This window comes from Candidatus Tisiphia endosymbiont of Sialis lutaria, assembly GCF_964026535.1.
GTDB lineage: Bacteria > Pseudomonadota > Alphaproteobacteria > Rickettsiales > Rickettsiaceae > Tisiphia.
Map to the genome: position 1 here is coordinate 993,912 of NZ_OZ032153.1, position 26,541 is coordinate 1,020,452.

The following is a 26,541-nucleotide window of genomic DNA, read 5'->3' on the forward strand; positions in this document are numbered from 1 at the left end:
TTGCGAGGAGGAGTAAGCCTCCGAAGCAATCCATATAGTCTTGATGTATCTATACTAATTCTCATGGATTGCTTCGTCGCTACTAAAGCAGCTCCTCGCAATGACGCTTAGCAGTCAACTTTTTTACTCATCATAAGGAAATAAATAAAAAATTGTAGGGTATGCGTGTTACCACTTCGCTTGCTGAATTAAATAAAACAGATTTTGCAGTATTTAAACAATTATCTAAAATTTTTGAAAATAATAATGCGGTATGGGCGATGATAGCTCACATTGTATTTGATGATCTAGATCCTAATTTACCAGCAAGTTTGTCGCCTACCGTCGTAAAGTTCATTAGAAATACCATTGGATTTAAAGGCACGTTAGTTTCAGATGATATTTGTATGGGAGCTCTGCATGGTGAAATTGGTAATAAATACCCTGAATACTTAGAAGCTAACTTAATTCTTGAAAAATACCCGAAGACGGTTACGACGGATATGTTAAGTAATGAAGATTTACAAAAACTTACTGACTACGGAATTGTTAAAGATAGATATGATAATATAGGACTAAAAAACTTTTTAGCACGTTTCCCAGAACTAAAGGCAGAATTTATCAAAAATTTAGCTAAAATTACTAAGCAAATTATTACAATTGATAATAATTATATAGCGCTACATTGTAGTGGTGATATTGATGAAATGAAGGGTATTTGTGGTATTGATATACCTACACTGCCTGCAAACTAATTAATTATATTTTGAGCTATAGTCAATTGATGAGAAGGTAGTGACGTCGTCTCCACCTTCTCATCAATTGACTATAGCAAACAAGCTACTTTCTCCCACCAAAATATTTCGATACAAAATATTTTTTAAAATTTTTCATTTTTTTCTATTTTACTTCTTAGTGGTAGCCTATTTGTGTATTATAATATTCCTTAAATATAAAATATCTTACTAATTATGGTGCAATTTGTTACCTTATCAGGTTTTTCAGAATATGAAGATACGGTAAAATTAATGGAAGATAAGGTTGCTAGTTTAATTAATAAATCCTCGAAAGAGGTTGTTTATTTAGTTGAGTATAAGGATATCTATACCGCAGGTACTAGTTTTAAGGCCAATGAATTGCTAGACCCTGGAGATATACCAGTAATTTATACTAATAGGGGGGGGAAGTTTACTTACCACGGTAGCGGACAAAGAGTTATATATCCTATTGTTGATTTAGCATCAGAATGGAGACAAAAAGATTTAAAGCTATATATTAAATTATTGGAAGAATGGATTATAAATAGCCTGTTATATTTTGGAATCAAAGCTTTTACTATTAATGGTATGGTAGGAATATGGGTAAAAGACAACGATGTACCGGCAAAGATTGCCTCAATAGGCGTTAGGGTTAGAAAATGGATTGCATATCATGGTATTGCTGTAAATATTTCAACAAATCTTGATATGTTCTCCGGAATTATTGCTTGTGGGTTAAGGGATGTGCCGGTAACTTCGTTAAAGAAACTTGGTGTTGATATAACGTTAGAGCAATTTGATGAAGTTATTAAGGATAAATTTTTTGAGATTCTAGATAGAAAATGAAAATATTAAGTGTACTATTATGAGTTCAATTTATCATATACTCGATAAGGTTCCTGCTATCTATCCTGAAGATATGCAGATAGAATATGAACAATTAGCTCAGCAATTAATCAAATCGGGTAAACTTAGAATAGATACCGATAATAGTTGTAATTTTGCAAGATTTTCTGATCCCAAATTCAATATTAGTTTGATGGTAAGTAAGGAAGAAATAACAGACCCAGATTTAATTGAACAAACTAATCAGTTATTTAGGTCTTTATATAAATCTTCTATATCCGATAAAAAATTGGCATCGATTTATACAGATTTGAAAAAACAAATTCAAAAATTACAACCAGTTAACCCATTAGTTACTGAAAGATTAACAAGGATTTTTGTTCAGTCAGCCCATCCTATAGTTATTAGGTGGTTACTGCATGATCAGGTTCAAGTATTTATTACTTACTCCCATAATATTGGCGATATGATGGATATAGTTGATTGGCAACGTTCTGGCTCCAATAGTGGTATGCAAAGTACTGACGGCAAGAATGTTGCAGTCTTTGTGTCCTGTGGTGGCAATCCATTTGCTGAAAATGATGAAACTCATCCAACTTATGGTGATGGATGGGCAGCGGTTGCTAGATTGCAAATTATAGCTGGACAAGAGCTTGGGCATTTTGCCGATATTAAAAGAGATGAGAGTGGTCGTCAAATAAGTCGTCATTCAGCAAATTTCTCTGGAACAAAAGCAACGCCTCATGTAAAACAGGCGAGGAAGGATGATATTACTAATTGTAATAAATTATTAGCTAATCTTCTCTCGATGGGGATGAGGCAAATGATTAATTATGAAGAGAAGGTAGAATTTTATAATAAGAACAAGGTTCATGGCATAAGGGTTTATTGGGCAAGATTACTTGCATTGATTTATAAACAGAAATTTTTATTTTCTGTTTATAGGAGAAAATTACTTTTTATTAAGAGGTTCGCAAAAGAACAATATATGGGGCTGATGATTAGAGCTATGATCGAAGATATGAAGTTTAATTTGGCACCAGTCGCAGATGTTTATAAGAGTAGCGACCCTGAAGTCGAAGAAACAATTGCCTGTATCGAAGCTCTAGCCAGAGTACCTCAACAGGTTATGAAATGGGGATATTTAACAACTATGGAAACAATGAAAGGATTGTATAAAGTATATTACCATGAAGTTATACCCTCTTTAATTTCTAATTATGTATCAATGACTAAACAAAGCTACAAACGTGATATGTCAAAGCCGCGATCTCTAGCTAATTTTCTTCATAAAATAAACATATTTAGAGAAAAAAAGTTAATATTTAAACAAATCAGGGAGATATAATGGAATAGTTATCGCAGGCAATTTCCTAGCTTCAACGCATCCTTGCTATTTAAAGGTTCTTGCTACGTTATGTTCTAAATTTTAATAGTTTACATATTGTAGCGGATCAACAGCTAGCTTTCCCTGGCGAATAGCAAAATGCAGCTGAGGGTATTCGGCATCTCCAGTACCCCCTACATGTCCTATTACTTCTCCTTGTGAAACTGTTGCTCCTTTTTGAACAATTAGGTCTTGTAAATAAGCATAAGCAACATAAAGGTCGCTATTATCTAATTTTACTATTAGTAAATTACCAAACTTTGTATCATTGCCTGCAAACATTACTTTACCTGAGGCAATAGATTTTACATTAGCACCTTCTTTTGCAGCAATATTAATCCCTTTGCTTTTTCCTTTAGATGTTTGTTCACCAAATTTGATAGTAATTTTACCATCAATTGGTTTGATAAATTTTGTCGCATTTTCCGCTTCTCTTATAGTGCTTTTTCTTATTGATCTTTCTTGATTTTTTTTATTTAACAGCTCAGTATTAACTTTTATCATGATAATTTGAGATTTGCTAAGATGGTATGGGGCAGACATGTTATTTAGCTCAGCTAATTGCTCAACCGTTTGACCATACTCATTGGCTATCGATTCTAACGTTTCTCCTGATTGAACCTCACGATAGATTATCTTATTATCATCTAGTTTTACTTTTGGGACTATTATTATATCGTCCTGATTTTGAGGCTTTATAGCATGGCGTTCCTGTAAGAAACCAGTTGGAGCATCAAACTCTTTTTCTTTCTCGTCAATCTCTCTACCTATTATTTCGCCTTCATCACTTTCTGATATATGATTATTTTCAGAATATGTGGTAGTTGGTGGTTTTGTAGTTGTAGCTTTTTGGGAAAAATTCTTTCCACGATTATATTCAATAGGAGCTGGAAGTTGAGTAGCACATCCAGAAATCATAAATATTACAAAATAGATAAAAAATATATTGTTTTTCATAACTAACCAAAAAATTTGCAATTTTATTATGCAATAAACTAACTTTAATGTACAATTAATTTTAGTATTTTTTTTACCAAGATTACGTAATTATGAAAACTTACAGCATTCTAATAGCCAGTGATCACTCAGGATTTTCACTCAAGAATAAAATTATCAGTTATTTAAACAATAAAAATATATCTATCCTTGATTATGGTACTTATAACCAAGAAGCAGTCGATTATCCAGATTATGCTAAAAAAGTTGTTGATGGAATTTTAGAAAATAGAGCTCCTTTAGGAATTTTAATTTGTGGAACTGGTATAGGTATGTCAATTGCTGCAAATCGTACATCTGACATAAGGGCTGCTTTATGTTTTGACTTATTTATGGCAGAAAGATCAAGAGCCCATAATGATGCTAATATAATAGTGTTAGGAGCTAAGATACCAAACGAAGAATTGGCATGTCAAATGGTCGATAAATTTTTAACCACTAAATTTGAAGGTGGGAGACATAGTACTAGATTATCAAAAATAAACTAGGAGGTATATATATAGTCAATTCAGGAGAATTTGGGGCTAGGAACGATGGAGCAATGCCTATAAGTAATAGGCGAGCGACGAGTGATGACGTCACCAACTTCTCATCAATTAGTATTTAGCATCAGCGTTATTGCGAGAAGCTACTTTAGTAGCGACGAAGCAATCTAATGAATGTGGATTGCTTCGACCACGTAGTGGTCTCGCTAATAGCGTTTTGCACTTTTCCGAAATTTTTAAATTGTCATGGGGTTTATGCGTAAGGTGAATTATTTACATAAATTACTCATTAATAATTAAAAAATTTTCTTTTATCCCTTGAACTGTTACAAAATCAAACATATATAGAATACACAATGTGTAAGTATTAATTTTATGGAGGTAAGAATGTCTTTTAGACCGTTACATGATAGAATTGCGGTAAAACCAATTCAACAAGAAGAAAAAACACTCGGGGGAATTATTATCCCTGATACAGCTAAGGAAAAGCCTATGCAAGGGGAAGTAATAGCTGTAGGAAAAGGAGTGAGAGGGGAGAATGGTACTATCCACTCATTAGAAGTTAAAGTAGGCGATAAAGTACTATATGGCAAATGGGCTGGTACTGAAGTTAAAGTTGATGGTTTAGATCTGATAATCATGAAAGAAAGTGATGTCATGGGCATAATTAGTTAATAATTTATCTAAATTATTATAAGAATTATTTAATTTGTAAGGAGAATATAATATGGCAACAAAATTAATAAGACACGGCTCAAATGCACGTGAACAAATGCTAAGAGGTATTGATATTTTAGCTGATACCGTAAAAGTAACATTAGGTCCAAAAGGTAGAAATGTTGCAATTGAACAGTCATTCGGAGCGCCAAGATTAACCAAAGACGGTGTGACAGTGGCAAAAGCCATTGAACTAAAAGACAAAGCCCAAAATTTGGGAGCCCAATTAGTAAAATCTGTGGCAAGTAAAACATCTGATGTTGCTGGTGATGGAACAACTACCGCAACTGTTCTAACTCAAGCAATAGCAAGGGAAGGTAACAGAGCGGTAGCAGCTGGCTTGAATCCTATGGATATAAAACGTGGTATAGATTCAGCCGTTAATTTAATAGTTGAAGAAATTAAGAAAGCTAGTAAGAAAATCAGTAGCCAAGAGGAGATTGCTCAAGTTGGTACTATTTCATCAAATGGTGATAAAGAAATTGGTGAAAAAATTGCCGTAGCAATGGAAAAAGTTGGTAAAGAAGGGGTAATTACCGTTGAAGAAGCTAAGAATTTTAGTTTTGAAGTAGATGTAGTTGAAGGTATGATGTTTGATAGAGGTTATCTATCACCATATTTTGTTACTAATTCCGAAAAGATGGTAGCTGAATTGGAAAATCCTTTTATCTTACTATTTGAAAAGAAATTATCAAATTTACAGCAAATGTTACCAGTGCTTGAAGCCGTAGTGCAATCAGGACGTCCTTTATTAGTAATTGCTGAAGATGTAGAAGGAGAGGCACTTGCTACCCTGGTAGTGAATAAATTACGTGGTGGGTTAAAAGTTGCTGCAGTTAAAGCTCCTGGATTTGGCGATAGAAAAAAATTCATGATGGAAGATATCTCTATTTTAACAGGTGGTCAGCTTATTAGTGAAGATCTTGGTATGAAGCTTGAAAATGTTAATATCAAAATGCTAGGTACTGCTAAAAAAGTTACTATCTCCAAAGAAAATACTGTCATAATTGATGGTGCTGGTAGTAAGGCAGATATCACAGCTCGTTGTTCTCAAATTCGAGCACAAATTGATGAGTCTAGTTCAGATTACGATAAAGAAAAATTACAAGAGCGTTTAGCTAAACTTGCTGGTGGCGTAGCTGTCTTAAAAGTTGGTGGTGCTACTGAAGTTGAAGTAAAAGAAAGAAAAGATCGTGTAGAAGATGCTTTGCATGCTACTAGAGCTGCCGTGGAAGAAGGCGTTGTTGCTGGTGGCGGTGTTACTCTTTTCTATGCGGCAAGAGCTTTAGAGTCACTAAAAAGTGCTAATGAAGATCAACAGGCTGGTATTAACATCGTTAAGAAGGCTCTGCAAGCTCCAGTAAGACAAATTGCAGAGAATGCTGGTATGGATGGAGCTATTGTAGTTGGGAAACTTACTGATAGCAAAGATAAAAACTTTGGCTTCAATGCTCAAGATATGACTTATGTTGACATGATTAAAGCTGGTATTATCGATCCAACTAAGGTCGTGCGTACTGCTTTGCAAGATGCAGCATCAGTTGCTTCTTTGATTATTACTACCGAAGCATTTATTATTGATGAACCAGCTGATAAGGATGAATCTGCTATGCCACGTGGTGGTATGGGCGGTGGTATGGGTGGCATGGGCGGTATGGACTTCTAACCGCTTCTTCCCATATTATAAGTTCTAATGTCACCCTTACCCTTCGTAGGGGTGACAACCATAACTGTTGAAAGTTAGAAGAATCAGTTTTAGACCGGGTAGTTTAAAAGTCGTATGTGGTCAACGTCATTGCGAGCTGATGTATCCCCACGAAATTGTTGCAAAATAACGCGAGTTGCCAATTAATTGATTTTAGTAAACCCTAGACTTCACAAGGTTTGAAGAACATTTAATCAGGTCAAAAAATGCAATAAATTCTCAAAATTAGAAATTTTTTAAAATACATAGCGTTTTGATTATACTTTTCACGTGTCAAATAGTTCGTAAACTGCTTGACATCTAGGTTTTATGAGCTAACTTAATTGGCAACTCGCGTAAAATAGCAAGAATTTCGTGGGGATACATCAGATTGCGAGGAGCCGCTAAAAGCGGCAACGCGGCAATTCATTGTTGTGTCACCCCTGCGTAAGCAGGGGGCTAGATTCCCGCCTACGCGGGAATGGTAAACTAGATGGATGATTTAAATATCTCTTTATTTTTGATAGCTAAATCAATGGAAAGATCAAAAAGCTATATTGTTCATAAAGCAATTGAAAGCTACATTAAAGAGCAATTACAAGATATAGAGGATGCTGAAGATGCTTTAGCCAGAATGAAAAATCCAAATAGGAAATTTTATACTTCTGAAGAAATGAAGCAAAAATTAAAAGAAAGATATCGTGCAGAGCCTAGTTTATAAGGCTAAATGGGAAGATACAGCTGATACGGATTTAGCAAATAATTTAGTAATTATAAATAAAATAGGGCATAGAAGTAATATTTATTAGAAAATACCACTATATTCTGTGTAGAATAACCTTAAGCAAGGGGTATATATGTCTGTTGTTTATCAGAATAAGTAAAAATTTGCCCTGTTTTTATATCAAAAAACCATAGATGAATAATTAGTTCTTTTCTGCTTACTTGTTCATTGATCCATGGAAACATCATACAATTTTGATATGATTGTTTAAGTGCTAATTTTGTATAATCATCAGCATTATGTTGTCTAAAATTAGGTGTTTTTATTAGAGAAACCCAGTTGGTTATGAAATCATTGTGCTGTGAATCATCACTAGTTAATAATTCCTGGATTCCTCCACATTGACTATGTCCCAATATAATTAAGTGTTCAACTCTTAAAAAACAAACTCCAAATTCTAAGGCGGCACTCGTACCATGATGATATGTATCTTTTTCATAAGGGGGAACAATATTTGCCACATTACGGACAACAAATAAATCTCCTGGATCACACTGTAATATTAACGCTGGGTCTACTCGTGAATCACAACAAGCAACTACCATAATCTTTGGTTGTTGACCATCACGGGATAGGCTATGCATGACAGATTTATTACCATCCGCATATTTTTTCCTAAAAACTTGATAGCCTTTTAGTATTTTGTTAAAACTTTGTTGCATATGTCAGCCCTAAAAACGTCACTATAACTATAGTTGATTGATGAGAAGTTGGGGACGTTGTTGCCATAGTACCCTACAATTTTTATTCTATAAGTATTAAACAGCATAAAAACGTCATTGCGAGAAGGCGTGAGCCTACGAAGCAATCCATATAGTCTTGATGTATCTATACTAATTCTCATGGATTGCTTCGTCGCTACTAAAGTAGCTCCTCGCAATCTGATGTATCCCCACGAAATTCTTGCTATTTTACGCGAGTTGCCAATTAAGTTAGCTTATAAAACCTAGATGTCAAGCAGTTTACGAACTATTTGACACGTGAAAAGTATAATCAAAACGCTATGTATTTTAAAAAATTTCTAATTTTGAGAATTTATTGCATTTTTTGACCTGATTAAATGTTCTTCAAACCTTGTGAAGTCTAGGGTTTACTAAAATCAATTAATTGGCAACTCGTGTTATTTTGCAACAATTTCGTGAGGATACATCAGCTCGCAATGACTTTGGAGAATTGCGAGATGTTAGTCGGGTTAGCAATCCGAAACAACAATAATAATTTATTTAATCTAGACATCTGATGAAACTTAGTCTAATCTCCTTTAATTTACTTGATATTATTACTTAAATTAACTTAATTATGGATAATCTAAACCAAATATTAGAATCTGCTCAAAGCAGTATCGAGGCAACTCAAACTTTATCAGGATTACAACAAATTAGGGTAGAGTTTCTTGGCAAAAAAAGTTTACTCACTCAAGAAATGAAAAAACTGGGCGATCTTGAACCAAATGATCGCAAAAAGTTAGGTGAGATAGTTAATCGGCTTAAAGAGCAGATTAGTAATTTGCTACAAGCAAAACAAACTATTTTGGAGGAATTTGAATTAAATAAGCAATTTGCTGAAGAAAAGACAGATTTAACCATTCCAGCTAGACAGCACAAGAAGGGGAGCATTCACCCAATTACCCAAGCTACCGAAGAATTAATTCAAATATTTGCAAAATTTGGGCTAACCATTAAGGATGGTCCAAATATCGAAAATGACTGGTATAATTTCACTGCCCTCAATTTTTATGAAGACCACCCTGCCAGGCAGATGCATGACACTTTTTACCTAAAAGCAAAAGAAGGAGCCGATCCTCTGTTACTACGTACTCACACTTCAACAATACAAATTAGAACCATGCAAAATGATAAACCGCCTTTTAGGTTTATTGCTCCTGGTAGAACTTATAGATCAGATTCCGATATGACGCATACACCAATGTTCCATCAGATTGAAGGTCTAGTACTCGATGAAAATATTAATATGGGGCATTTAAAATACCTTATCACGGAATTTATCAAAGACTTTTTTGAACAAACAAATATTGAAATACGTTTTAGACCAAGTTTCTTCCCATTTACTGAACCATCTGCCGAAGTGGATATTAAGATGCCCGATAGCAATAAATGGCTTGAGGTGCTTGGTTGCGGTATGGTTCATCCAAACGTTCTGAAAAATGTTAATGTAGATAGTGATCATTATCAAGGGTTTGCTTTTGGGCTAGGTGTTGAACGTTTTGCTATGTTAAAATACGGGATCAAAGATCTTAGACAATTTTTTGAAGGAGATATAAGATGGTTGAAACACTATAATTTCTCTGCTTTTGATATACCAACTCTAGCTGGGGGGTTAACAAGATGAAATTTACTCTATCATGGTTAAAAAAATTCTTAGATACAGATGTTTCTGTTACAGATATTGCTGAACGCTTGACTATGATCGGTCTAGAAGTAGAAGAAATCGTAGATAGAAGGGCGGAGCTAAAAGATTTTGAAGTAGCTCACATACTAGCTACTAAACCCCATCCTTCGGCGGATAAACTTAAGATATGTCAAGTCCAAACTAATGAAGGAATTTTACAGATAGTTTGCGGAGCAAGTAATGCTAGGGAGAATATTAAAGTAGTATTGGCAAAAATTGGTTGTGAAATTCCAAATGGTAAATTTAAAATTAAAGAATCGGTAATTCGTGGAGAAAAAAGTTGTGGTATGCTATGTTCGGAAGAGGAATTATTACTTGGTACTAATTCAGAAGGTATCATAGAACTACCGCAAGAGGCTAAAGTAGGCGAGTCACTTATACAATATTATGGGTATAATGATCCTGTCTTTGATATTAATGTTACCCCCAATCGTGGCGATGCTCTTGGCGTCTATGGTATAGCTAGAGATCTTGCTGCTAGTGGTATTGGTACACTTAAAGAACTAGAGACAGCGGAAATTGCCGGAGAATTTAAATCTAGCTTGAGTTTACAAGTAGAAAATAAAGAGGCGTGTCCTTTATTCGGATTTCGAGAAATAAGAAATTTACAAAATAAGCTAAGCCCTGATTGGTTAAAACAATTATTGCAAAATATTGGCATAAAACCAGTTTCGGCTATAGTAGACGTTACTAACTACATATCATATAGCTTCGGGCAACCAATGCATGCCTATGATAGAAGTAAATTATCAGATAATATCCAAGTTACAACTCTTAAAGAAAAAACTAAATTTGCAGCTTTAAATGGCAAAGAATATGATTTAGATGCAGGAGATTTGGTAGTGCAAGATGATGGACAAATACTTGCTCTTGCTGGTATTATAGGGGGGGGGAGTAGTAGTTGTGGACTTGAAACGCAAAATATTCTGCTAGAAGCGGCATGTTTTTCTGCTAAATATATTACTAAAACTGGTAGGCATCTGCAGATTGATACTGATTCGCGTTATCGTTTTGAACGTAATATTGATCAAAAATTTACCTTAAAAGCCTTAAATATTGCAAGTAAAATGATTTTAGCTATTTGTGGAGGTGAAATTTCTGATATAGTGTATAATGGGGAACTCACCCTTGAGCAAAAATCCCTGGACTTCCCTATCAATTGCCTAGCTAAAATAACCGGTCTAAACCTAAGCAAAACCGAGATTTGTAATATTTTAAAGAAACTTGGTTTTATTATAGATATAGTCAATTCAGGAGAATTTGGGGCTAGGAACGATGGAGCGACGCCTATAAGTAATAGGCGAGCATTGAGCGACGACGTCACCAACTTCTCATCAATTGACTATATAGGTGATAGTCTCAAACTTACCATACCCTCCTGGCGACATGACATCACAATTAAAGAAGATATTGTTGAAGAGATTGTTCGTATTTACGGTTATGACAAGTTACAGCCGGTTAAATTACCAGAGATACAACTAGCAAGGATTGTACCTAAAGAACAACGAAGAGTTTCTGATATTAAAAGAATTTTAGCCAGTTGCGGGTATGATGAGGTAGTAACAAACTCATTCATGGATAGTGAAATAGCAAAATTATTTGCTCCAATGAAAGAGGAGCTATTTTTGCTAAATCCTATTAATGTTGATAATAATTATATGCGACCTAGCATCATTGCCAAATTACTTAAATTAGTGCAAAAGAATCTAACAAGATCCATCAAAGATATTGCTTTGATGGAATTGGGACCAATCTTTAACTCTTGCACATCCGATGGCGAATTGATTTTTGCTTCGGCGATAAGATGTGGGCTATATAACGAAAAAGATTGCCATTCTACAGCCCGCCCCGTAGATGTTTTTGACATTAAATCTGACTTAGAAAATGTTTTAAATTATACAGGTTTACCTATTGATAAGTGCCAATTTGCTCCTGTTGATTTACCTTATTACCATCCGACAAACTCAAACATTATAAAACTTGGTAAGAATGTCATAGCATATTTTGGACAAATTCATCCCTCTATATTAAAATATTTTGATATTGACTGCCAGATATTTGCCTTTGAGATAAATATTGCCAATATACCATTTGCTAAAGCAAAATTTGCTAAAAGAGACGAGTTTATTGTTTCCGACTTCCAACCAACCTTTAGAGACTATGCTTTTGTAGTTGATCTAGAACAACCGGTTGGCAAGATAATTGCTTATATCAAAAATTCTAATAAAAAACTGATAAAATCAGTTGATCTATTTGATGTTTATTCAGGAGATAAACTGCCTTCCGGTAAAAAATCGGTGGCAATTAAAGTGCAATTTCAAGCAGATGATCGGACGTTAAATGAAGCAGACTTAAATTTATTAAACCAGGAAGTTATTGCAACTGCTTACGAGAAATTCCAAGGTAAATTAAGAGAATAAATAAAATTTCTGATAAAGTAACTTTTTTTAGCCGAATACTTGACTTAGTTGGATTAATAAGGTTATATTGTATAATTGGGTATAAGAGTATAAATTAATTTATGAGCATTGTATGAAAAGTGGTAATGAAGATAATAACGAAGGCTTCGCTGTTGCCAATGAAGCTGTGGATAAGGTGGCTGAAGTTGTAATTGCAGTAAATAATGATTTATCAGCTCTTTCTCCTGCGAAACAAGATTTAGAGCATATAGCTGGGGTTCTAGTTGAGGTGGTGAATGTTTTGGAAAAAAGAAACTCACTGCAAAATATAACAGCTAACGATATAAAGGGGTTAGAGGAAAAAGCTGAGAACATTAAAAGCCGTTCATCAATTGGAGCTCAGATAAAGGCATGGTTTGACTCATGGCTTACTCCTCTCATTAACTTTTTAAAATCTCCATTTAGTAAAAAACATCAAGAAAAATTACAGCAAGCAACAGAAGAGTTTGTTAAAGGAGCTGAGGTTATACAAGAACAAGTTGCCAAGGAGCAAGTTGTGGAAAAGCAAATAGCCACAACTATTGCAGCACAAGAAGCACCGGAACAACCATCTGTGAAACCAATTCCTAAACCTAGAACTATAACAGCCCCGTTAGCAGTACCAGAAGTAACTCACTCTATACAAGATGTTGTGCCAGTACAAGCTGTAGTGAGTAATGCTCCAGCTATGCCGCCAACACAGGTAACAACTAGTACTCCGACAGTTATGCCACCACCAGTGCAGGTAACAGTTAATAATGTTCCAGATATTCCACCGCCCCCTCCGCCACCGCCACCACCACCGCCTAATCTTAATACAAAAGTGACACCGGTAGCAAATGTCGATATGGCAAATCATTTGGCAGCCATAAGAGAAGGGATTAAGTTAAAGAGTGTAGCAGATCGACCATTAGGGGAAATAGCTGTAGGTTCAACAAACGATGGTTTGATGGGTGAATTGGGAAAAAGGCTTGCAGCACGGAGAGGAGCTGGTGAAGTTCAAGGTGGCAAAGAACTACCTAAAGCATGGCTTGCAGACCAAGCTAGATTTGAAGAGGCTAGAAAAGAAGAAGCAGCACGCCAGGCTAAACAAGATGTAATAGATGCTCCAAGAATAGCAGCTGCACTAAAAGCCGAAGCAGAAAAGCAAGCAGCAAGTGCAAAACCTACTCCTCCTAAAGTTGAGTTTAATGATGCTGGAGTTCCAATACCACCACCTCCTCCCCCTCCACCTGGACTCTCTGGTATTCAGTCGCCTAAACCAAAATCCCCAACCGCAGAACCAAAGCAACAGGCAAAGCCTGCTCGACTTGCTGTTTATAAGGATGACATCATGAAAGCGGGACAAGGGTTGAGGAAAGTTGCAATTAAGGAAGATTCTACCCCTAAAAAACCAATAGAAACCCCTATAGTAAATTTTAAAGCAAACCTTAAACCAAGAGGACCCAGAGGCGGTAGGGGGTAAATAGCATAATTGTTGAAAGTTTAAAATAGAGCCAAATTACAACTAAAGATTGTGTGTAAATATAAACTCAGGGTAATTACCATACAAACCCGTCATTGCCAGGAGGTCGCCAGACCGATGAAGCAATCCATTTTTATTCACTTTTTCTTGGATTGCTTTGTCGGTCTGGCAACCACAACTGTTGAAAGTTGGAAGAGGAAGCAGTTTTAGACCAGGTAGTTTAAAGTCATATGTGGTCAACGTCATTGCGAGGAAGACCGTAGGTCGACGAAGCAATCCACAAAATTAACCAAAAATGGATTGCCACGACCTACTTGCGTGGTCTCGCAATGACGAAAAAGCTATCTAAAATCCGCTCCACCTTCTAACTTTCAACAGTTGTGGCAACCTCCTCGCAATGACATCTTATACTTTAACCTTTTTTCCGTGAACACTCACATTCAATCTACAACTGTAGTACTAGGCTCTGTGAACAAAATTTTAATTGTTTAGATTTTGAGTATTTTTAAGCGAAAATTAATAAGATTTTTACCGGAATAGTTAGTTCTATTTCAAAAAAATCTTATAATTTGCAGCTAAAAAGAGTCGAAATCTAGTAATTTAAATCTTGTTCACAGAGCCTAATATACCTCCTGAGAATTATCTTTTTCAGGTGAGCTATTATGGAAATCATCATTATCTTGGGTCTCTTGTTGATAATCTAATATCTGTATATCATGAGTTTTAAATGCTTCCATAATACTACCAGAAGAGGTAATTTTACCGGTTTGTGGATTTACTGGTAATAATTTAATCGATTCTGGTATTTTAAACGCCAGTGAAGGGATATCAGAATACGCCTTTTCCATAAAGTCGATAAATATCGGTAAGGCAACACTTGACCCTGTGGCAGTTTTTCCAAGTGTTTTTGGTGTATCATAGCCAATATATGTTCCAACAATTATTTTGGGAGTAAAACCAATAAACCAAGTATCCATACTCTCATTGGTGGTACCGCTTTTACCAGCTATAATCTTACCAAGTTTTTTTGCAGCTATTGCGGTGCCTCTTTCAACTGCTCCAGTAAGAAATGAGACAATCTGATAATCACTTGCCTCATCGGTAATCATTCGACAATCTGGTTGAGACAAGATAGGCGGTGATACGTTATCAGTAAGCTGGGAATCAGATACACTACAATTTTCACATTCTCTATTGTCTCTACGATAAATTATTTTACCGTTACGATCTTTAATGAGTTCGACAAAATGTGGGGTGACTTTTTTCCCTGAATTGGCAATTATTGCATAAGCAGTTATCATTTTTTTTAACGTGGTTTCGAGCGAACCAAGCACCATAGAATAAAATCTCTTTGGCTCATTATTAATGCCGAATCGCTTGATTATTTCAGCAACTTTGTTTAGTCCTATAGATTGTGCTACCCTGACAGTAATAAGGTTTCGCGATTTCTCAAGACCTGTACGCATAGTAATTAAACCCAAAAAATCCCCTTTATAATTTTTTGGTCGCCAAACTGGCATACCAGGACCTTGTGGAACCTCTACTGGACCATCTTCAAAAATTCTATTTGGCTGGATGGCATTTTCTAAAGCAGCCAGATAAACGAAAGTTTTACTGAGTGACCCTGGTTGTCGTAAAGCCTGGGTAACACGATCAAATTTACTAACCGCAAAATCATACCCACCAACACTTGCAAGCACCTGCCCTGTTGTAGGGTTCATCACCATAATAGCCCCATTAACAGTAGGAATTTGCCTTAAAGAGTAATTAGCATTTACTTTTTCAACTACTATAACATCCCCTTTCTGCAAAAGAGTTTTTGCAGATTTAAGGTTATTTTTCGCCCATTTCATTTCTGATAAAGCTATTTTGGACTTACTCAAGTCGCAAAGACCAATTTCCGCTTGATTATCTGAAACATTTAATACTACCGCCAATTGATATTCTAGAATGGCTGGTGGCTTTGTTAGTTTATTTAAATTATCTTGCCAGTTATTTATATCTATATTAGTGATAACTCCTCTAAAACCATGTTTTCTGTCATATTCTCTTATACCTTTTCTAAGAGAATTCTCTGCAGCTTGCTGCATATTAGCATCAAGTGAGGTAATGACTGTTAAGCCTCCGGTATAAAAATATTCTTTACTGCCAATTCTACGAATAACTTCTTCCCGCACTTGCTCAGCATAATAACCAGCGGTAACGGTTTCGCTACGATCCCGCTTTTGTAAAGTAATTGCCGTATCTATTGCCTCTTTTGCTATTTCTTGCGTTATATAACCATCTTCCAACATTCTCATAATGACATAATCTCTACGCTCTTTTACCCTGGCATAATTTTTTTCCGGGTTAAAATTTGATGGAGCTTTTGGTAACCCAGCAATAAAAGCTGATTCAGCAAGAGTTAAATCGTCAATAGATTTATTAAAATAATTTTGAGCAGCCATGGCAACTCCGTAGGCTCCCCTACCAAAAAATGTTTGATTAAGATATAGCTCCAAAATTTGATCTTTAGTAAAGGTTTTTGAGACCATATAGGATAAAATCGCCTCTTTAATCTTACGTTCTATCGATACCTCGGAGGTTAATAAAAAATTCTTGACTACTTGCTGGGTAATAGTTGACCCTCCTTCCACTCTACGGTGGTGTACAATATTAGAAATATTTAGTATTGCTGCTCTAATTATGCTTATAATATCAACTCCTGAATGTTCAAAAAAATTCTTATCTTCAGCTGAAATAAAAGCCTCTATAAGAGAGCGTGGCACACTACTAATAGGTACAAAAACTCTACGTTCTAAAGCATATTCCTCCATTAATTTTCCATTTTGGGCATACACTCTTGTTACCGATGGTGGATGATAATCGGCAAGTTGTGAGTAGTCCGGTAAATCCTTAGAGTAATTATACAACAAATATATACAAGCACTAATAGCTATTAGCCCTAATATTAAAAATAATTTAAAAAATACGTAAAAAAGTTTGAACATCGTTATATTATCAATTTATTATAAAATTTATAGCTATAGTCAATTAACCTGAATTAGTGCCGAATAAGCACTCACCGTGCTGTCTATTAGCGAGGAGCCGCTAAAATCGGCGACGCAGCAAGCCATTTTTGTGTCACCCCTGCGTAAGCAGGGGTCTAGATTCCCGCCTACGCGGGAATGACAGGGTAAAAACGTCATTGCGAAGAACCCGTAAGGTCGACGAAGCAATCCAAAAAAACTATTAAATGGATTGCTTCGTCGCCACTAAAGTGGCTCCTCGCAATGACGCTGATGCTCAATACTAATCGGATTTATAACGTTGCCAATTCAAGTTAATTCACTATAATTCCCAGAATCTTTTGCCAATTTTTCAAAATGCAATAGCCCATAAGCAAAACCGATAATTGCAGGAATCATAATAAACAATAATCCCCAATTACCAAAATATTCAACAAGATATACCAAACCAAAAGAGGTAATGACATACATAAAAGCCCGAGATAAAGCAAATGTCATGCTAGCACAGATAAAACGTTTAAATATAGGAAAGCTTTTATAACAAATGGGCAAAGCAGGTCCTAAACATTCATGCAATAAAGATAGAACGGATTGAATTAGAAATAATTGGTAAGGAGAATTAACATGATTCAATAAATACGGACAAAATACGATAAAAATAGCAGATATAATCAGTATAATTCTTAGGATTAATAATGGATACATTTTTAAGCTTAAATAAGATAATACTAATATGACTAACAGCTCTATTATACAGATAATAAAATTATGATGAATAACATCAAGCATTGTATAATCAAAGCTAGTTTTTAAAATATTGGCACAATGTATATAAATAAAATAAAAACACACCGGTGCAACACATTGTAATAAAAAGAAAGCTAGTAGTGTTTTTTTATTAACTTTTGCTTGCCAAATGGGATTGGCTTTTAAGATAGCTGTATCTATATTAATTCTTTCAAAAACTCTTTTTATTCGGTATTGGGCATCAACAAATTCTGGTGCTTCTCTAAGTTTGGTTCTTGCAACAAAACCAACCAATGCAATTACTGTGCCAGCCCAAAATGCCAAACGCCAGTTAAAATCATAAGAACTAACAAGTGAGGCAACCCCTAAAGCACTTAATGCCCCTAGACTACAAAAAGCCCATATTAATCCTATACTTGCATATTGGGCTGGAGGGTTAATCGTTTCAGTTAAGTAAAGTTGTGCCCCTGTCACCTCTCCTATGGCAGAGACACCTTGAACAATACGGCAAATTGTCGCTATCCAAGCTGCCATACTTCCTATCTGAGCATAAGTAGGCAGATTAGCCATCACAAAACATGATACAGCCATCAAAGAAGTTGTGATGATCACTGTTGATTTACGCCCTATATTATCACCTATCCAACCAAATATTAAGGCACCAATAGGTCGAAAAATAAATGTAGAACAAAAGATCACAGCCTTCATTAAAGAGGCTGTATGAGAATCAGTCGGTTTAAAAAATAACTCATTAAAAAACTCCCCCATATGGACGTATAACATTAAGTCAAAATATTCTAGGAATGTACCAACTGAGAATAATCCTATGGCTTCTTTTTGGTCTTTAGTTAGGTTTCGTTCCTGCTGATATCTCATCACCTATGCACCTATATATTTAAATTATAGTCAATTAACCTGAATTAGTGCCGAATAAGCACCCATCGTGCTGTCTATTAGTGAGGAGGTGTAAGTCTCCTAGTTTAATAAACAATGGATTGCTTCAACCATTACATGGTCTCGCAATGACAGATAACGTCATTGCGAAAAGGCATAAGCCAACGAAGCAATCCATTAAGTGTGGATTGCCGCGACCACTATGTGGTCTCACAATTACAGATAACGTCATTGCGAGAAGCCGCTAAAAGCGGCGACGCGGCAATCCAAGAAAAAGTGAATAGAAATAGATTGCTTCGTTGACCTAAGGTTTCCTCGCAATGACGGTTTATCAATTATTGTTTTCTTAAACTAACGCTTATGTACTCCATCGCTTCTGCTATAGTCAATTCAGGGGAATTGGGTAGCAGGAACGATGGAGCGACGCCTATAAGTAATAGGCGAGCGACTAGTGACGACGTCACCAACTTCTCATCAATTGACTATACCCAATTCTCCTGAATTAACTATATAATTCTATAACCACATAGGAGAAAGAATTTTTGACAAAAATTCTTTATGTTTTTGTAATTCTTCCTTAGTTGGTTTGATAACTATAGTATTATTTTTATTTGCCATAGTAGTTCTAACCAACAGCTCATCTGTATTTTGTACCTTTTTGCTATTAATGTTAAAACTTATCTGCCTACCTCCAGTAAGCTCAACATAAACTTCTGCCAATAATGCCGCATCCTTAAGGGCTCCATGCAACTTACGCGAAGAATTGTCAATTTTATATCTTTTACATAATGAGTCAAGATTAGCCTTCATTCCAGGGAACATCTTGCGAGCCAAAGCAAGAGTATCAATAGTACTAGCAAGTTCTAAAAAATCTGTATTAGGTCTTTTGAGCAAAGACAACTCATAATTAATAAACTTAATATCAAATGTTGCATTATGTATAACAAGCTGGCTGTTACTAATAAACGCTAAAAACTCCTCGGCAATTTCTGCAAAGAGTGGTTTATCTTTTAAGAACTCTCCTGATATACCATGTATTCGATAAGCTTCTGTTGGCATATCTCGTTGTGGATTAATATAAAAGTGAAAGTGCTTACCGGTTAGAACTTTATTAACCATTTCAATAGCACCAATCTCAACAATCCTATGTCCACTTTTTGGATCTAAACCAGTTGTTTCAGTATCTAAAATTACTTCTCTTAATTGCGGCATTTTAATTTTTGTATTAGTTGAGTTATTTGTTTATCTAAATCTACTATATTAACATCAGTATTAATAACAAAATCTGCTCTTGCTATTTTAATCTGTTGTGATAATTGAATCTGTGCGATTTTATTATAAGTTGTTAAATTAAATCCTTCCCTAGACATTGCCCTTTTTAACCTAGATTCTTCCGAGCAGAATGTTGTAACATAAAAATCAAAATATTTATCAAATTTAGCTTCAAAAAGTAATGGAATCTCAGCAAATGTAATTTCTGAATCATTATTTTGCCTTTTAAAAAGAGACAAACCTTCCACTACAAATGGATGAATAAAATTTTGCAATTTTCTTCTTGATGAATCATTAGCATAGATTAGCTCTGCTATTTTTCTTTTATCAAAAATTTTTAGATCAGGCAGTAAGTTAAGAATTATATTTTGTATTGCCGCCTTTTTGTAGATATCCTTAATATATTCGTCAGCGGAAAAAGTCATAAATCCTAAATCAGCTAAATAATTTAAGACAAAAGTTTTTCCTGAAGCATAACTACCAGTAATTCCCACACAAATCATTTTAATAAATATTTTATTTTTCTACAATAAAAAGCCCACATTTATTAGCTAGTTCAATAGTTTTTTCTAGCTCAATAACAATCACTTTCTCTTTCTGTATTGCTACCCCTTTATAACCATAACTAGCTAAATTATTTATTGTCTCTGGTCCTATTGTAGGTATATCAATTCTAGTATCTTGTCCCTTCTTCATCATTTTAACAAGTACCCCACCTGTAGAATTTTTGCGTAAATACGAACATCTTTTTATTAAATTATCTGTACCTTCTGCTGCTTCAATACCTATAATATATCCATTATCAACAATGACTGATTGCCCTACATCAAGCTGTCCTATACTATCTAATAGTTTCATGCCTAATTCGATATCTGTATTATCTATTGATGATGGAGCAATCCTGGTCTTAATGCTATTATTTGCACTCAATATTTCATAACTAGAAACTACGTTAAACCCTTTTTCTTCTAGGAAATCTGTCACTATACTAAGAAGTTTATCATCTCCTAAAAATTTTTGTTTCAATATACGAGCAAGTAACCTTGAACCCATTAAATCTACTTTAATTGCTTTTAAATTAGGACGTTTTACACCACCAGCAAGAATTATATTTTTTACATCATATTTACGAAAATACTCAATTATTGGTTTGACCATACCAATTTTAAAAAATTGGTGGGTAAGATCCTTATATAATGTCGGATCTGCTTCTCCTTCTAAAGCAGCGATATAACACTGTCCTCCTTGTGTAATAAAACTTTCAGCTAGTGAGATTGGCAATAAACCATTTCCTGCTATAATTCCCACTATACTAAAAGGATTAGAAAAATTAGAATGTAAAGCTATGGACAAATCTACCTTACGCATATTTGGGTCATGCACATTTTTTATAGTCAAAGGATTTGAAGAGTGGGAACGATAAACAAGGGAGAAGAAGCGAGTACAACGTACTCTTTGTATGTGAGTACGCAAATACCACCAAACTTTGTGAATCCAATTTTTGAAAATAGAAGAGTGTATTTGCCACATTTTAGCTATTTGCCTTATCATGATCGACTTGTCGTGGTTGACAAAATACTCTGGTACTATCCTGCTTTATAAAAGCGATAATTTGTTCTACAATATGGTTACCTTTATATTGCTTTGAAACTTTCTCAACTTTATCAGTAAAAATACCTTCGCTAACAAAAATATCATCTATAGCTTTTATAGTATCAAGCGTTTCCTGATTATCAAAGCCACGTCTTTTCATTCCAACTAAGTTTATTCCTCTAAGAAATGCCCTTTCATTTATAGCTAGCCCAAATGGAATTAAATCTTTCTCCACTGCCGACATGCCACCGATTATCGAATGCTGTCCTATACGTACAAATTGAAGAACAGCAGACAGCCCTCCTATAATAGCATAATCACCAACTTTAACATGACCACCTAAGCTAGCATAATTTGCAAAAATCACATTATTTCCTACGGTGCAATCATGTGCTATATGTACTCCAACCATAAATAAACCATTATTACCTACAGTGGTAACCATCCCACCACCTTTACTACCAGCTTGAATAGTTACATATTCTCTAATAGTATTATTACTACCTATGATAACCTCTGACTTTTCTCCCTCATACTTAACTATTTGAGGGGGTTGACCAATAGAAGCAAATGGATATATAACTGTATTAGCACCAATTTTTGTTTTCCCCTCTATAACTACATGTGATTTTAGCTCAACATTATCTGCCAAAACCACCTCTGATCCAATAGTACAAAAGGGACCTATACTGACATTTTTACCAATTGAAGCTCTTGGATCTACTATGGCAGTTGCGTGTATAGCTGGTAAGCCCATCATTAATTCCTATTTTTAACCACTGCCGTAAATTTGCTTTCTGCAACTATCTGCTCATCAACTTTAGCATTACTTGAGAATTTCCAAACAGAACCTCTATTTTGCTCTATTTTAGCATAAATATGTAATGTATCACCTGGCTCAACAATTTTACGAAATTTTGTCTCTTCAATAGACATAAAGAAAAACTCTTTATCTTTTATAGAGTAATTCATTGATTTTGCTACTAAAATAGCAGAAAGCTGAGCCATAGCCTCAACAATTAAAACGCCGGGCATTATTGGTTTTGTAGGAAAATGACCAGTAAATTGTGGCTCATTAACAGTAACATTTTTGATGCCAACAATTGATTCATTAAGCTTAAATTCTAGCACCCTATCTATTAATAAAAATGGATAGCGATGAGGTAGCATTTCCATTATTTCTATAATATTAATCTTCATTTATATTCCGTTTTTTATAAGCTGTTTCATAATTACTGATTGTTTATGCCAATCTCTAATCGATACGGCAGGGTATCCACCAACTGTTACTCCTGATTCAACATCTTTTATAACACCGGCTTTTGCTGCTACTTGTACTTTATCACCCAGTACTATATGTCCGTCTAGTCCTGCTTGCCCTCCAAGAGCACAATATGCCCCTATTGTAGTACTACCTGATATACCGACCTGTGCAACAATAATCGACCCCCTTCCTATTATAGCATTATGTCCTATCTGCACTAAGTTATCTATTCTACATAAATCTCCTATCACTGTATCATTTATTGATCCCCTATCAATAGTAGTATTACTACCTATTTCAACATTATTACCTATTTTAACTATACCTGTATGGAAAATTTTCTTGTGAACCCCTTTATCTGTTGCAAAACCGAAACCATCTTGTCCAATTCTTGCTCCAGGTAATATTACCACATCATCACCTATTATGCTGTAACTTATTGAAACATTTGAGTATATTAATGCTCTATTACCTATTACCACTCCATAATCTATAATCGTCCCAGATTCTATAACGCAATTATCACCTATTACAACATGATCTTCAATAACAACATTATGTCCTATATAACAATTATTTCCTATAGTGGCAGAATCCGAAATATAGGCAGATTGCATAATTTTGTTAGGATAAGTCTTTGCTTTACTATAGAACAAATCCACTAATTTTGCATAAAAGAAATACGGATTCTTTACTTTTAATAATATTGTTCCATTGTTAGATTCTTGTGAAAAATTCTCTGGAACTATGCAGCATGAAGCTTTAGTGCTTTGAAATTGGGTAATATATTTGCTATTACTTAAAAAAGTTATATCACCAACATCAGCCTCTTCTAAAGATTTAACATCATGGATTAACAAGTCAGTGAAACATGATATCTCAGCATCTATTAACTTTATAATTTCTGATAATTTATAAGAGGCAGATTTCTTATAAAAGCGTGAATTTATCATAGTTAGTTATTTTTATAAAATGATGAGAACAGTATAAATGTATGACGGGAGTAGTATAAACGTCAGTTAAAAAATATTCAAGTTTTCTTACAACAATTTATATTGTATAATATTATTATATAAACATTTATACTTGAATTTCTTTAGTTTGTCTGATATGTATTATCTCGGATAGGTGTCCGAGTGGTTTAAGGATCTAGTCTTGAAAACTAGCGTACGGGCAACCGTACCGTGGGTTCGAATCCCACCCTATCCGCCACTTCCGTACGAGTGGTCGTTTTTTCAAAAATATCGAACGGGAAACGTAGAGAGGTTTCAAGTTTTTTGCCCCTAAGCTCCAGATTCTGAAATACGAATTAAGAAATTACATCAATCTGATATTCTAGTGCCACTTCCTTGCCGCAAAAAGCCATAGCGATTTTGATGATTTTCTGAACATGAGAGTATTCTTTTATTTTAGCCTCATATCGTTTTTTTGCTATTTGCTCTAGCCCTTCTCTGGCAACAGATTCTAAAATATCAGGAGATTTACATATTTTATATTCAATAATAATAGCATTATTTTGCTTTCCAGCTCTAGGTATCAACATAATATCAGCCCTACCGCTACCGGTTTCTCTTTCACTGTCTATTATGTAGTCAGAAGCTAAGGTATTAATCAAACCTAGCATAAAACCACTATAAAATAGCTCAGCTTTTTTCTCGCCAGTTTGGTAAAAACTAGTAGCATTTAACAATAATTCTTGTAACCTTTCTTTAAACTGTTCTATTTTACCTGCCGGCAACAAAGTAGCAAAAGAATAATATCGAGAGTGATCGATTTGTAACTGATCAGTTACCCATTGGAGCATTCTGGCATTATATATATATCGTACCTCTTTATTTGGTACCGACAATTCGTAAATATCTTCTTCTGGTTTTTTAGCAATAGGGTTTAAATAACCGCTAAATAACAACAAGCTAAATAATCCTACTGGTTTGTTGATATCAGCAAAACTAATTTGTTTGACAATCGGTGAGATAATACTCTTTCCGGCAGCTAAGCTCTGTAAATCTTCCTGCATCTCATCTGATAACAATGCTTTATCAACAAGCCCAGTGCCACCGCTATCAAGCCAATAATGATCAAGTTTGCCTTTATGAGCCAAACATTGCATAATTGACCATGGATTATAGATGATTTCCCCACCAAAACTATAGCCATTATACCAAGCTTTAATTTGTTCAGGATTAGTTGCTGTTGGTACTTTTGTTAACAATTCATCAACTTCTGCTTGAGTAAAACCATAGAACTTAGAATATTTTTCATCAAGCAAGCTATATTCACTAACATTATTCAAATCCGAAAATAAATTAGCCTTAGCAACCCGTAATATGCCGGTTATTACGCCTTTTTCTAAATAAGGATTAGTTTTTAAACTACTGCCAAACATCCCACGGAATATTTTTAGTACGTCGTCAAATTCTTTTAATTTATCACCAAATTCAATATACGAACTATTGATCGGCGTATCATATTCATCGATTAATATGTAAACTTTTTGACCAAAATGTTTGTACAGCACTTCGCTCAAAACCCGTAAACTATCTTTTAAGTCATTTCTCTCAAGTTTCCCATCAAAATATCTCCTTAGTTTTTCTTTTTGGGCATTATTTAATAGTCCTGTATCTTCTGTTACATGATGATTTAAGTAATGATGACTTGCAAATAATTCTATAATTTGATCCTTTATACCTAGTTCTATTTCTTGATAACTACTACCTTTTACATCTTTAAGATTGAGCAAAATCACCGGAAATTGACCTTGTTGAGTCATGGCATATTCATTGCCGTTAATCTTTAAAGGCCCTAAAGTCCTTTTTCCTTTAATACCTAAATTGATTTCCCCACCGGTAAAGAGAATGCGATTAACTCTATCTTCTTCAGGTAAAGGCGTACCTCTCTTATCCACCTCTATCTCAAAAAATTTCTGGAGCATATTCATATTCAAGCTCTTACCCCACCGCCTTGGTCTAGTAATTAGGATAACTTTACCACTATCTTCTAGCAATTCCTTTATCATTAGACTTTTATCAACAAAGACATCACTATTAACTAGCAGGTCATAGAATTCATCGGTACCTACCATCATTCTTGGTGGTTTATTATTTTCCATATAAATATCTTGATTGGTTGTGTTATAATTAAAAAGCTTAATAATCTTATTATTTCATTACAGAAATTGTACCATAAATAAGCTACCAGCACTAGCAATTATCTTTTTGAATTTAAATAAGGGTGTATATTTTATGCTTGCAAAACTCTTAAAAAAGTAGTTTCATATTAGTTATGATAAAATTGATGTTGTTTTTTACGTCCTTAAAATAATTAAAAATGTAAGTGTTATGTTTGGTGTTTTAGAAGTAGGTAGAGGAATCCAAGTACTCTATGAATACGTAAAAGCAGAAATATTGGAATCAGATTTTTTTGCTCTCCAGCCTAAAGATTATCAAAGATTGGAAGAATCTGAGCGAGATCAAAAATGGTATATGCTAAATCCAGAAAAGCTTAACAAAAATTATATCGAAGAAAAGGCTGCTTTTCTTGTAAATGAAAGAGAAAAATATATTTTGCTAAGAGCAGTTCATTTTATTAATACAAGTACTGCAGAAATGCCAGTGGAGTCATCATTTCTAGAAAGGCTACTTTACACCAAAAAATTTGTACCTTCATGTTTCTTTTCTAGTAAGCCAAAAACAACAAATAACGATTCTCGCATTATACAACTACATGACAAAGTCTAAAGTGCTTTTACTCTCTTGAGTTCGATTATAAACTAAATAGCACTCATAAAACTTTGTATTGAATTTTATAGTTTCAAT

Annotated in this window: 22 protein-coding genes, 1 tRNA gene and 2 pseudogenes; 14 read left to right on the forward strand and 11 right to left on the reverse strand. The window is 34.6% G+C overall.

The genetic code is table 11. The features are described 5' to 3' along the window. Positions 1–161 precede the first annotated feature (161 nt). From AAGD20_RS04870 to AAGD20_RS04880, 3 genes are all read left to right on the forward strand, one after another. On the forward strand, positions 162–734 hold the full coding sequence (locus AAGD20_RS04870; protein WP_341748663.1) for a glycoside hydrolase family 3 N-terminal domain-containing protein: 573 nt from the start codon (positions 162–164) through the stop codon (positions 732–734). Between the two features lie 216 nt (positions 735–950). Further along, a complete protein-coding gene (lipB, locus tag AAGD20_RS04875) occupies positions 951–1,583 on the forward strand; it encodes a lipoyl(octanoyl) transferase LipB (RefSeq protein ID WP_341748664.1) in 633 nt (210 codons plus the stop codon). 19 nt (positions 1,584–1,602) lie between these two features. Continuing rightward, positions 1,603–2,931 carry a DUF2748 family protein gene (locus tag AAGD20_RS04880; protein WP_341748665.1) on the forward strand — a complete coding sequence of 443 codons (1,329 nt, stop codon included), beginning with the start codon at positions 1,603–1,605 and terminating at the stop codon, positions 2,929–2,931. Positions 2,932–3,012: 81 nt separating this feature from the next. On the opposite strand, the gene AAGD20_RS04885 is transcribed toward AAGD20_RS04880, so the two are convergent. Next, positions 3,013–3,927, reverse strand: a complete 915-nt coding sequence (locus tag AAGD20_RS04885) for a LysM peptidoglycan-binding domain-containing M23 family metallopeptidase (RefSeq protein WP_341748666.1) — start codon at positions 3,925–3,927, stop codon at positions 3,013–3,015. A gap of 92 nt (positions 3,928–4,019) precedes the next feature. Here AAGD20_RS04885 and rpiB point away from each other — a divergent pair, with 92 nt between their 5' ends. The 4 genes from rpiB to AAGD20_RS04910 all read left to right on the forward strand — a co-directional run bounded on the left by rpiB (position 4,020) and on the right by AAGD20_RS04910 (position 7,573). Further along, on the forward strand, positions 4,020–4,454 hold the full coding sequence (rpiB, locus tag AAGD20_RS04890) for a ribose 5-phosphate isomerase B (protein WP_094649443.1): 435 nt from the start codon (positions 4,020–4,022) through the stop codon (positions 4,452–4,454). Between the two features lie 384 nt (positions 4,455–4,838). Further along, positions 4,839–5,126 carry a co-chaperone GroES gene (locus AAGD20_RS04900; RefSeq protein WP_341748667.1) on the forward strand — a complete coding sequence of 96 codons (288 nt, stop codon included), beginning with the start codon at positions 4,839–4,841 and terminating at the stop codon, positions 5,124–5,126. Positions 5,127–5,178: 52 nt separating this feature from the next. Next, the gene (gene groL, locus AAGD20_RS04905) at positions 5,179–6,834 is read left to right on the forward strand and encodes a chaperonin GroEL (protein WP_341748668.1); all 1,656 of its coding nucleotides are present in this window, start codon (positions 5,179–5,181) and stop codon (positions 6,832–6,834) included. A gap of 553 nt (positions 6,835–7,387) precedes the next feature. Further along, positions 7,388–7,573: a hypothetical protein gene (locus tag AAGD20_RS04910; protein WP_133062940.1), complete on the forward strand. Its 186-nt coding sequence runs from the start codon at positions 7,388–7,390 to the stop codon at positions 7,571–7,573. 119 nt (positions 7,574–7,692) lie between these two features. On the opposite strand, the gene AAGD20_RS04915 is transcribed toward AAGD20_RS04910, so the two are convergent. Then, positions 7,693–8,298, reverse strand: coding sequence for a carbonic anhydrase (locus AAGD20_RS04915; protein WP_341748669.1), 606 nt, complete (start codon positions 8,296–8,298; stop codon positions 7,693–7,695). A 637-nt stretch (positions 8,299–8,935) separates the two neighbouring features. On the opposite strand from AAGD20_RS04915, the gene pheS reads away from it, so the two are divergent. From pheS to AAGD20_RS04930, 4 genes and pseudogenes are all read left to right on the forward strand, one after another. Next, positions 8,936–9,985, forward strand: a complete 1,050-nt coding sequence (pheS, locus tag AAGD20_RS04920) for a phenylalanine--tRNA ligase subunit alpha (RefSeq protein ID WP_341748670.1) — start codon at positions 8,936–8,938, stop codon at positions 9,983–9,985. Next, a pseudogene (gene pheT / locus AAGD20_RS07105) lies at positions 9,982–11,292 on the forward strand (phenylalanine--tRNA ligase subunit beta); the annotation flags it as partial. The gene pheS and the pseudogene pheT, both read left to right, overlap by 4 nt. Before the next feature lie 102 nt (positions 11,293–11,394). Beyond that, positions 11,395–12,465: pseudogene (locus tag AAGD20_RS07110) on the forward strand (phenylalanine--tRNA ligase subunit beta); the annotation flags it as partial. 112 nt (positions 12,466–12,577) lie between these two features. After that, positions 12,578–13,948, forward strand: a complete 1,371-nt coding sequence (locus AAGD20_RS04930; RefSeq protein ID WP_341748672.1) for a hypothetical protein — start codon at positions 12,578–12,580, stop codon at positions 13,946–13,948. Between the two features lie 620 nt (positions 13,949–14,568). Here AAGD20_RS04930 and AAGD20_RS04935 read toward each other — a convergent pair. Together AAGD20_RS04935 and AAGD20_RS04940 are read right to left on the reverse strand one after the other, a co-directional pair. After that, positions 14,569–16,938 carry a penicillin-binding protein 1A gene (locus AAGD20_RS04935; protein WP_341748673.1) on the reverse strand — a complete coding sequence of 790 codons (2,370 nt, stop codon included), beginning with the start codon at positions 16,936–16,938 and terminating at the stop codon, positions 14,569–14,571. A gap of 327 nt (positions 16,939–17,265) precedes the next feature. Beyond that, on the reverse strand, positions 17,266–18,579 hold the full coding sequence (locus AAGD20_RS04940; RefSeq protein WP_341749462.1) for an MFS transporter: 1,314 nt from the start codon (positions 18,577–18,579) through the stop codon (positions 17,266–17,268). Between the two features lie 417 nt (positions 18,580–18,996). Between AAGD20_RS04940 and AAGD20_RS04945 the strand changes: the two genes are divergently transcribed. Then, entirely contained in the window at positions 18,997–19,098 is a 102-nt protein-coding gene (locus AAGD20_RS04945; protein ID WP_410520893.1) for a palindromic element RPE2 domain-containing protein, read from the forward strand. A gap of 15 nt (positions 19,099–19,113) precedes the next feature. Here the strand turns inward: AAGD20_RS04945 and dnaQ are convergent, their stop codons facing one another. From dnaQ to lpxD, 6 genes are all read right to left on the reverse strand, one after another. Then, positions 19,114–19,809, reverse strand: coding sequence for a DNA polymerase III subunit epsilon (gene dnaQ / locus AAGD20_RS04950; RefSeq protein WP_341748675.1), 696 nt, complete (start codon positions 19,807–19,809; stop codon positions 19,114–19,116). Then, positions 19,797–20,372 (reverse strand): dephospho-CoA kinase, encoded by a 576-nt coding sequence (gene coaE / locus AAGD20_RS04955; RefSeq protein WP_094649356.1) that lies wholly within the window; start codon positions 20,370–20,372, stop codon positions 19,797–19,799. Before coaE ends, dnaQ begins: the two co-directional genes overlap by 13 nt. 13 nt (positions 20,373–20,385) lie before the next feature. After that, on the reverse strand, positions 20,386–21,237 hold the full coding sequence (locus tag AAGD20_RS04960) for an LpxI family protein (protein ID WP_341749463.1): 852 nt from the start codon (positions 21,235–21,237) through the stop codon (positions 20,386–20,388). Positions 21,238–21,400: 163 nt separating this feature from the next. Next, positions 21,401–22,219, reverse strand: coding sequence for an acyl-ACP--UDP-N-acetylglucosamine O-acyltransferase (lpxA, locus tag AAGD20_RS04965; protein ID WP_094649354.1), 819 nt, complete (start codon positions 22,217–22,219; stop codon positions 21,401–21,403). A gap of 2 nt (positions 22,220–22,221) precedes the next feature. After that, positions 22,222–22,662: a 3-hydroxyacyl-ACP dehydratase FabZ gene (fabZ, locus tag AAGD20_RS04970; RefSeq protein ID WP_341748676.1), complete on the reverse strand. Its 441-nt coding sequence runs from the start codon at positions 22,660–22,662 to the stop codon at positions 22,222–22,224. Then, entirely contained in the window at positions 22,663–23,679 is a 1,017-nt protein-coding gene (gene lpxD, locus AAGD20_RS04975; RefSeq protein ID WP_341748677.1) for a UDP-3-O-(3-hydroxymyristoyl)glucosamine N-acyltransferase, read from the reverse strand. A 169-nt stretch (positions 23,680–23,848) separates the two neighbouring features. Between lpxD and AAGD20_RS04980 the strand changes: the two genes are divergently transcribed. Then, a tRNA-Ser gene (locus AAGD20_RS04980) sits at positions 23,849–23,938 on the forward strand. 97 nt (positions 23,939–24,035) lie between these two features. On the opposite strand, the gene AAGD20_RS04985 is transcribed toward AAGD20_RS04980, so the two are convergent. After that, complete coding sequence (locus tag AAGD20_RS04985; RefSeq protein ID WP_341748678.1) at positions 24,036–25,835, reverse strand: AAA family ATPase; 1,800 nt, start codon at positions 25,833–25,835, stop codon at positions 24,036–24,038. 229 nt (positions 25,836–26,064) lie between these two features. Between AAGD20_RS04985 and AAGD20_RS04990 the strand changes: the two genes are divergently transcribed. Beyond that, positions 26,065–26,463 carry a hypothetical protein gene (locus AAGD20_RS04990; RefSeq protein ID WP_094649744.1) on the forward strand — a complete coding sequence of 133 codons (399 nt, stop codon included), beginning with the start codon at positions 26,065–26,067 and terminating at the stop codon, positions 26,461–26,463. Positions 26,464–26,541: the final 78 nt, after the last annotated feature.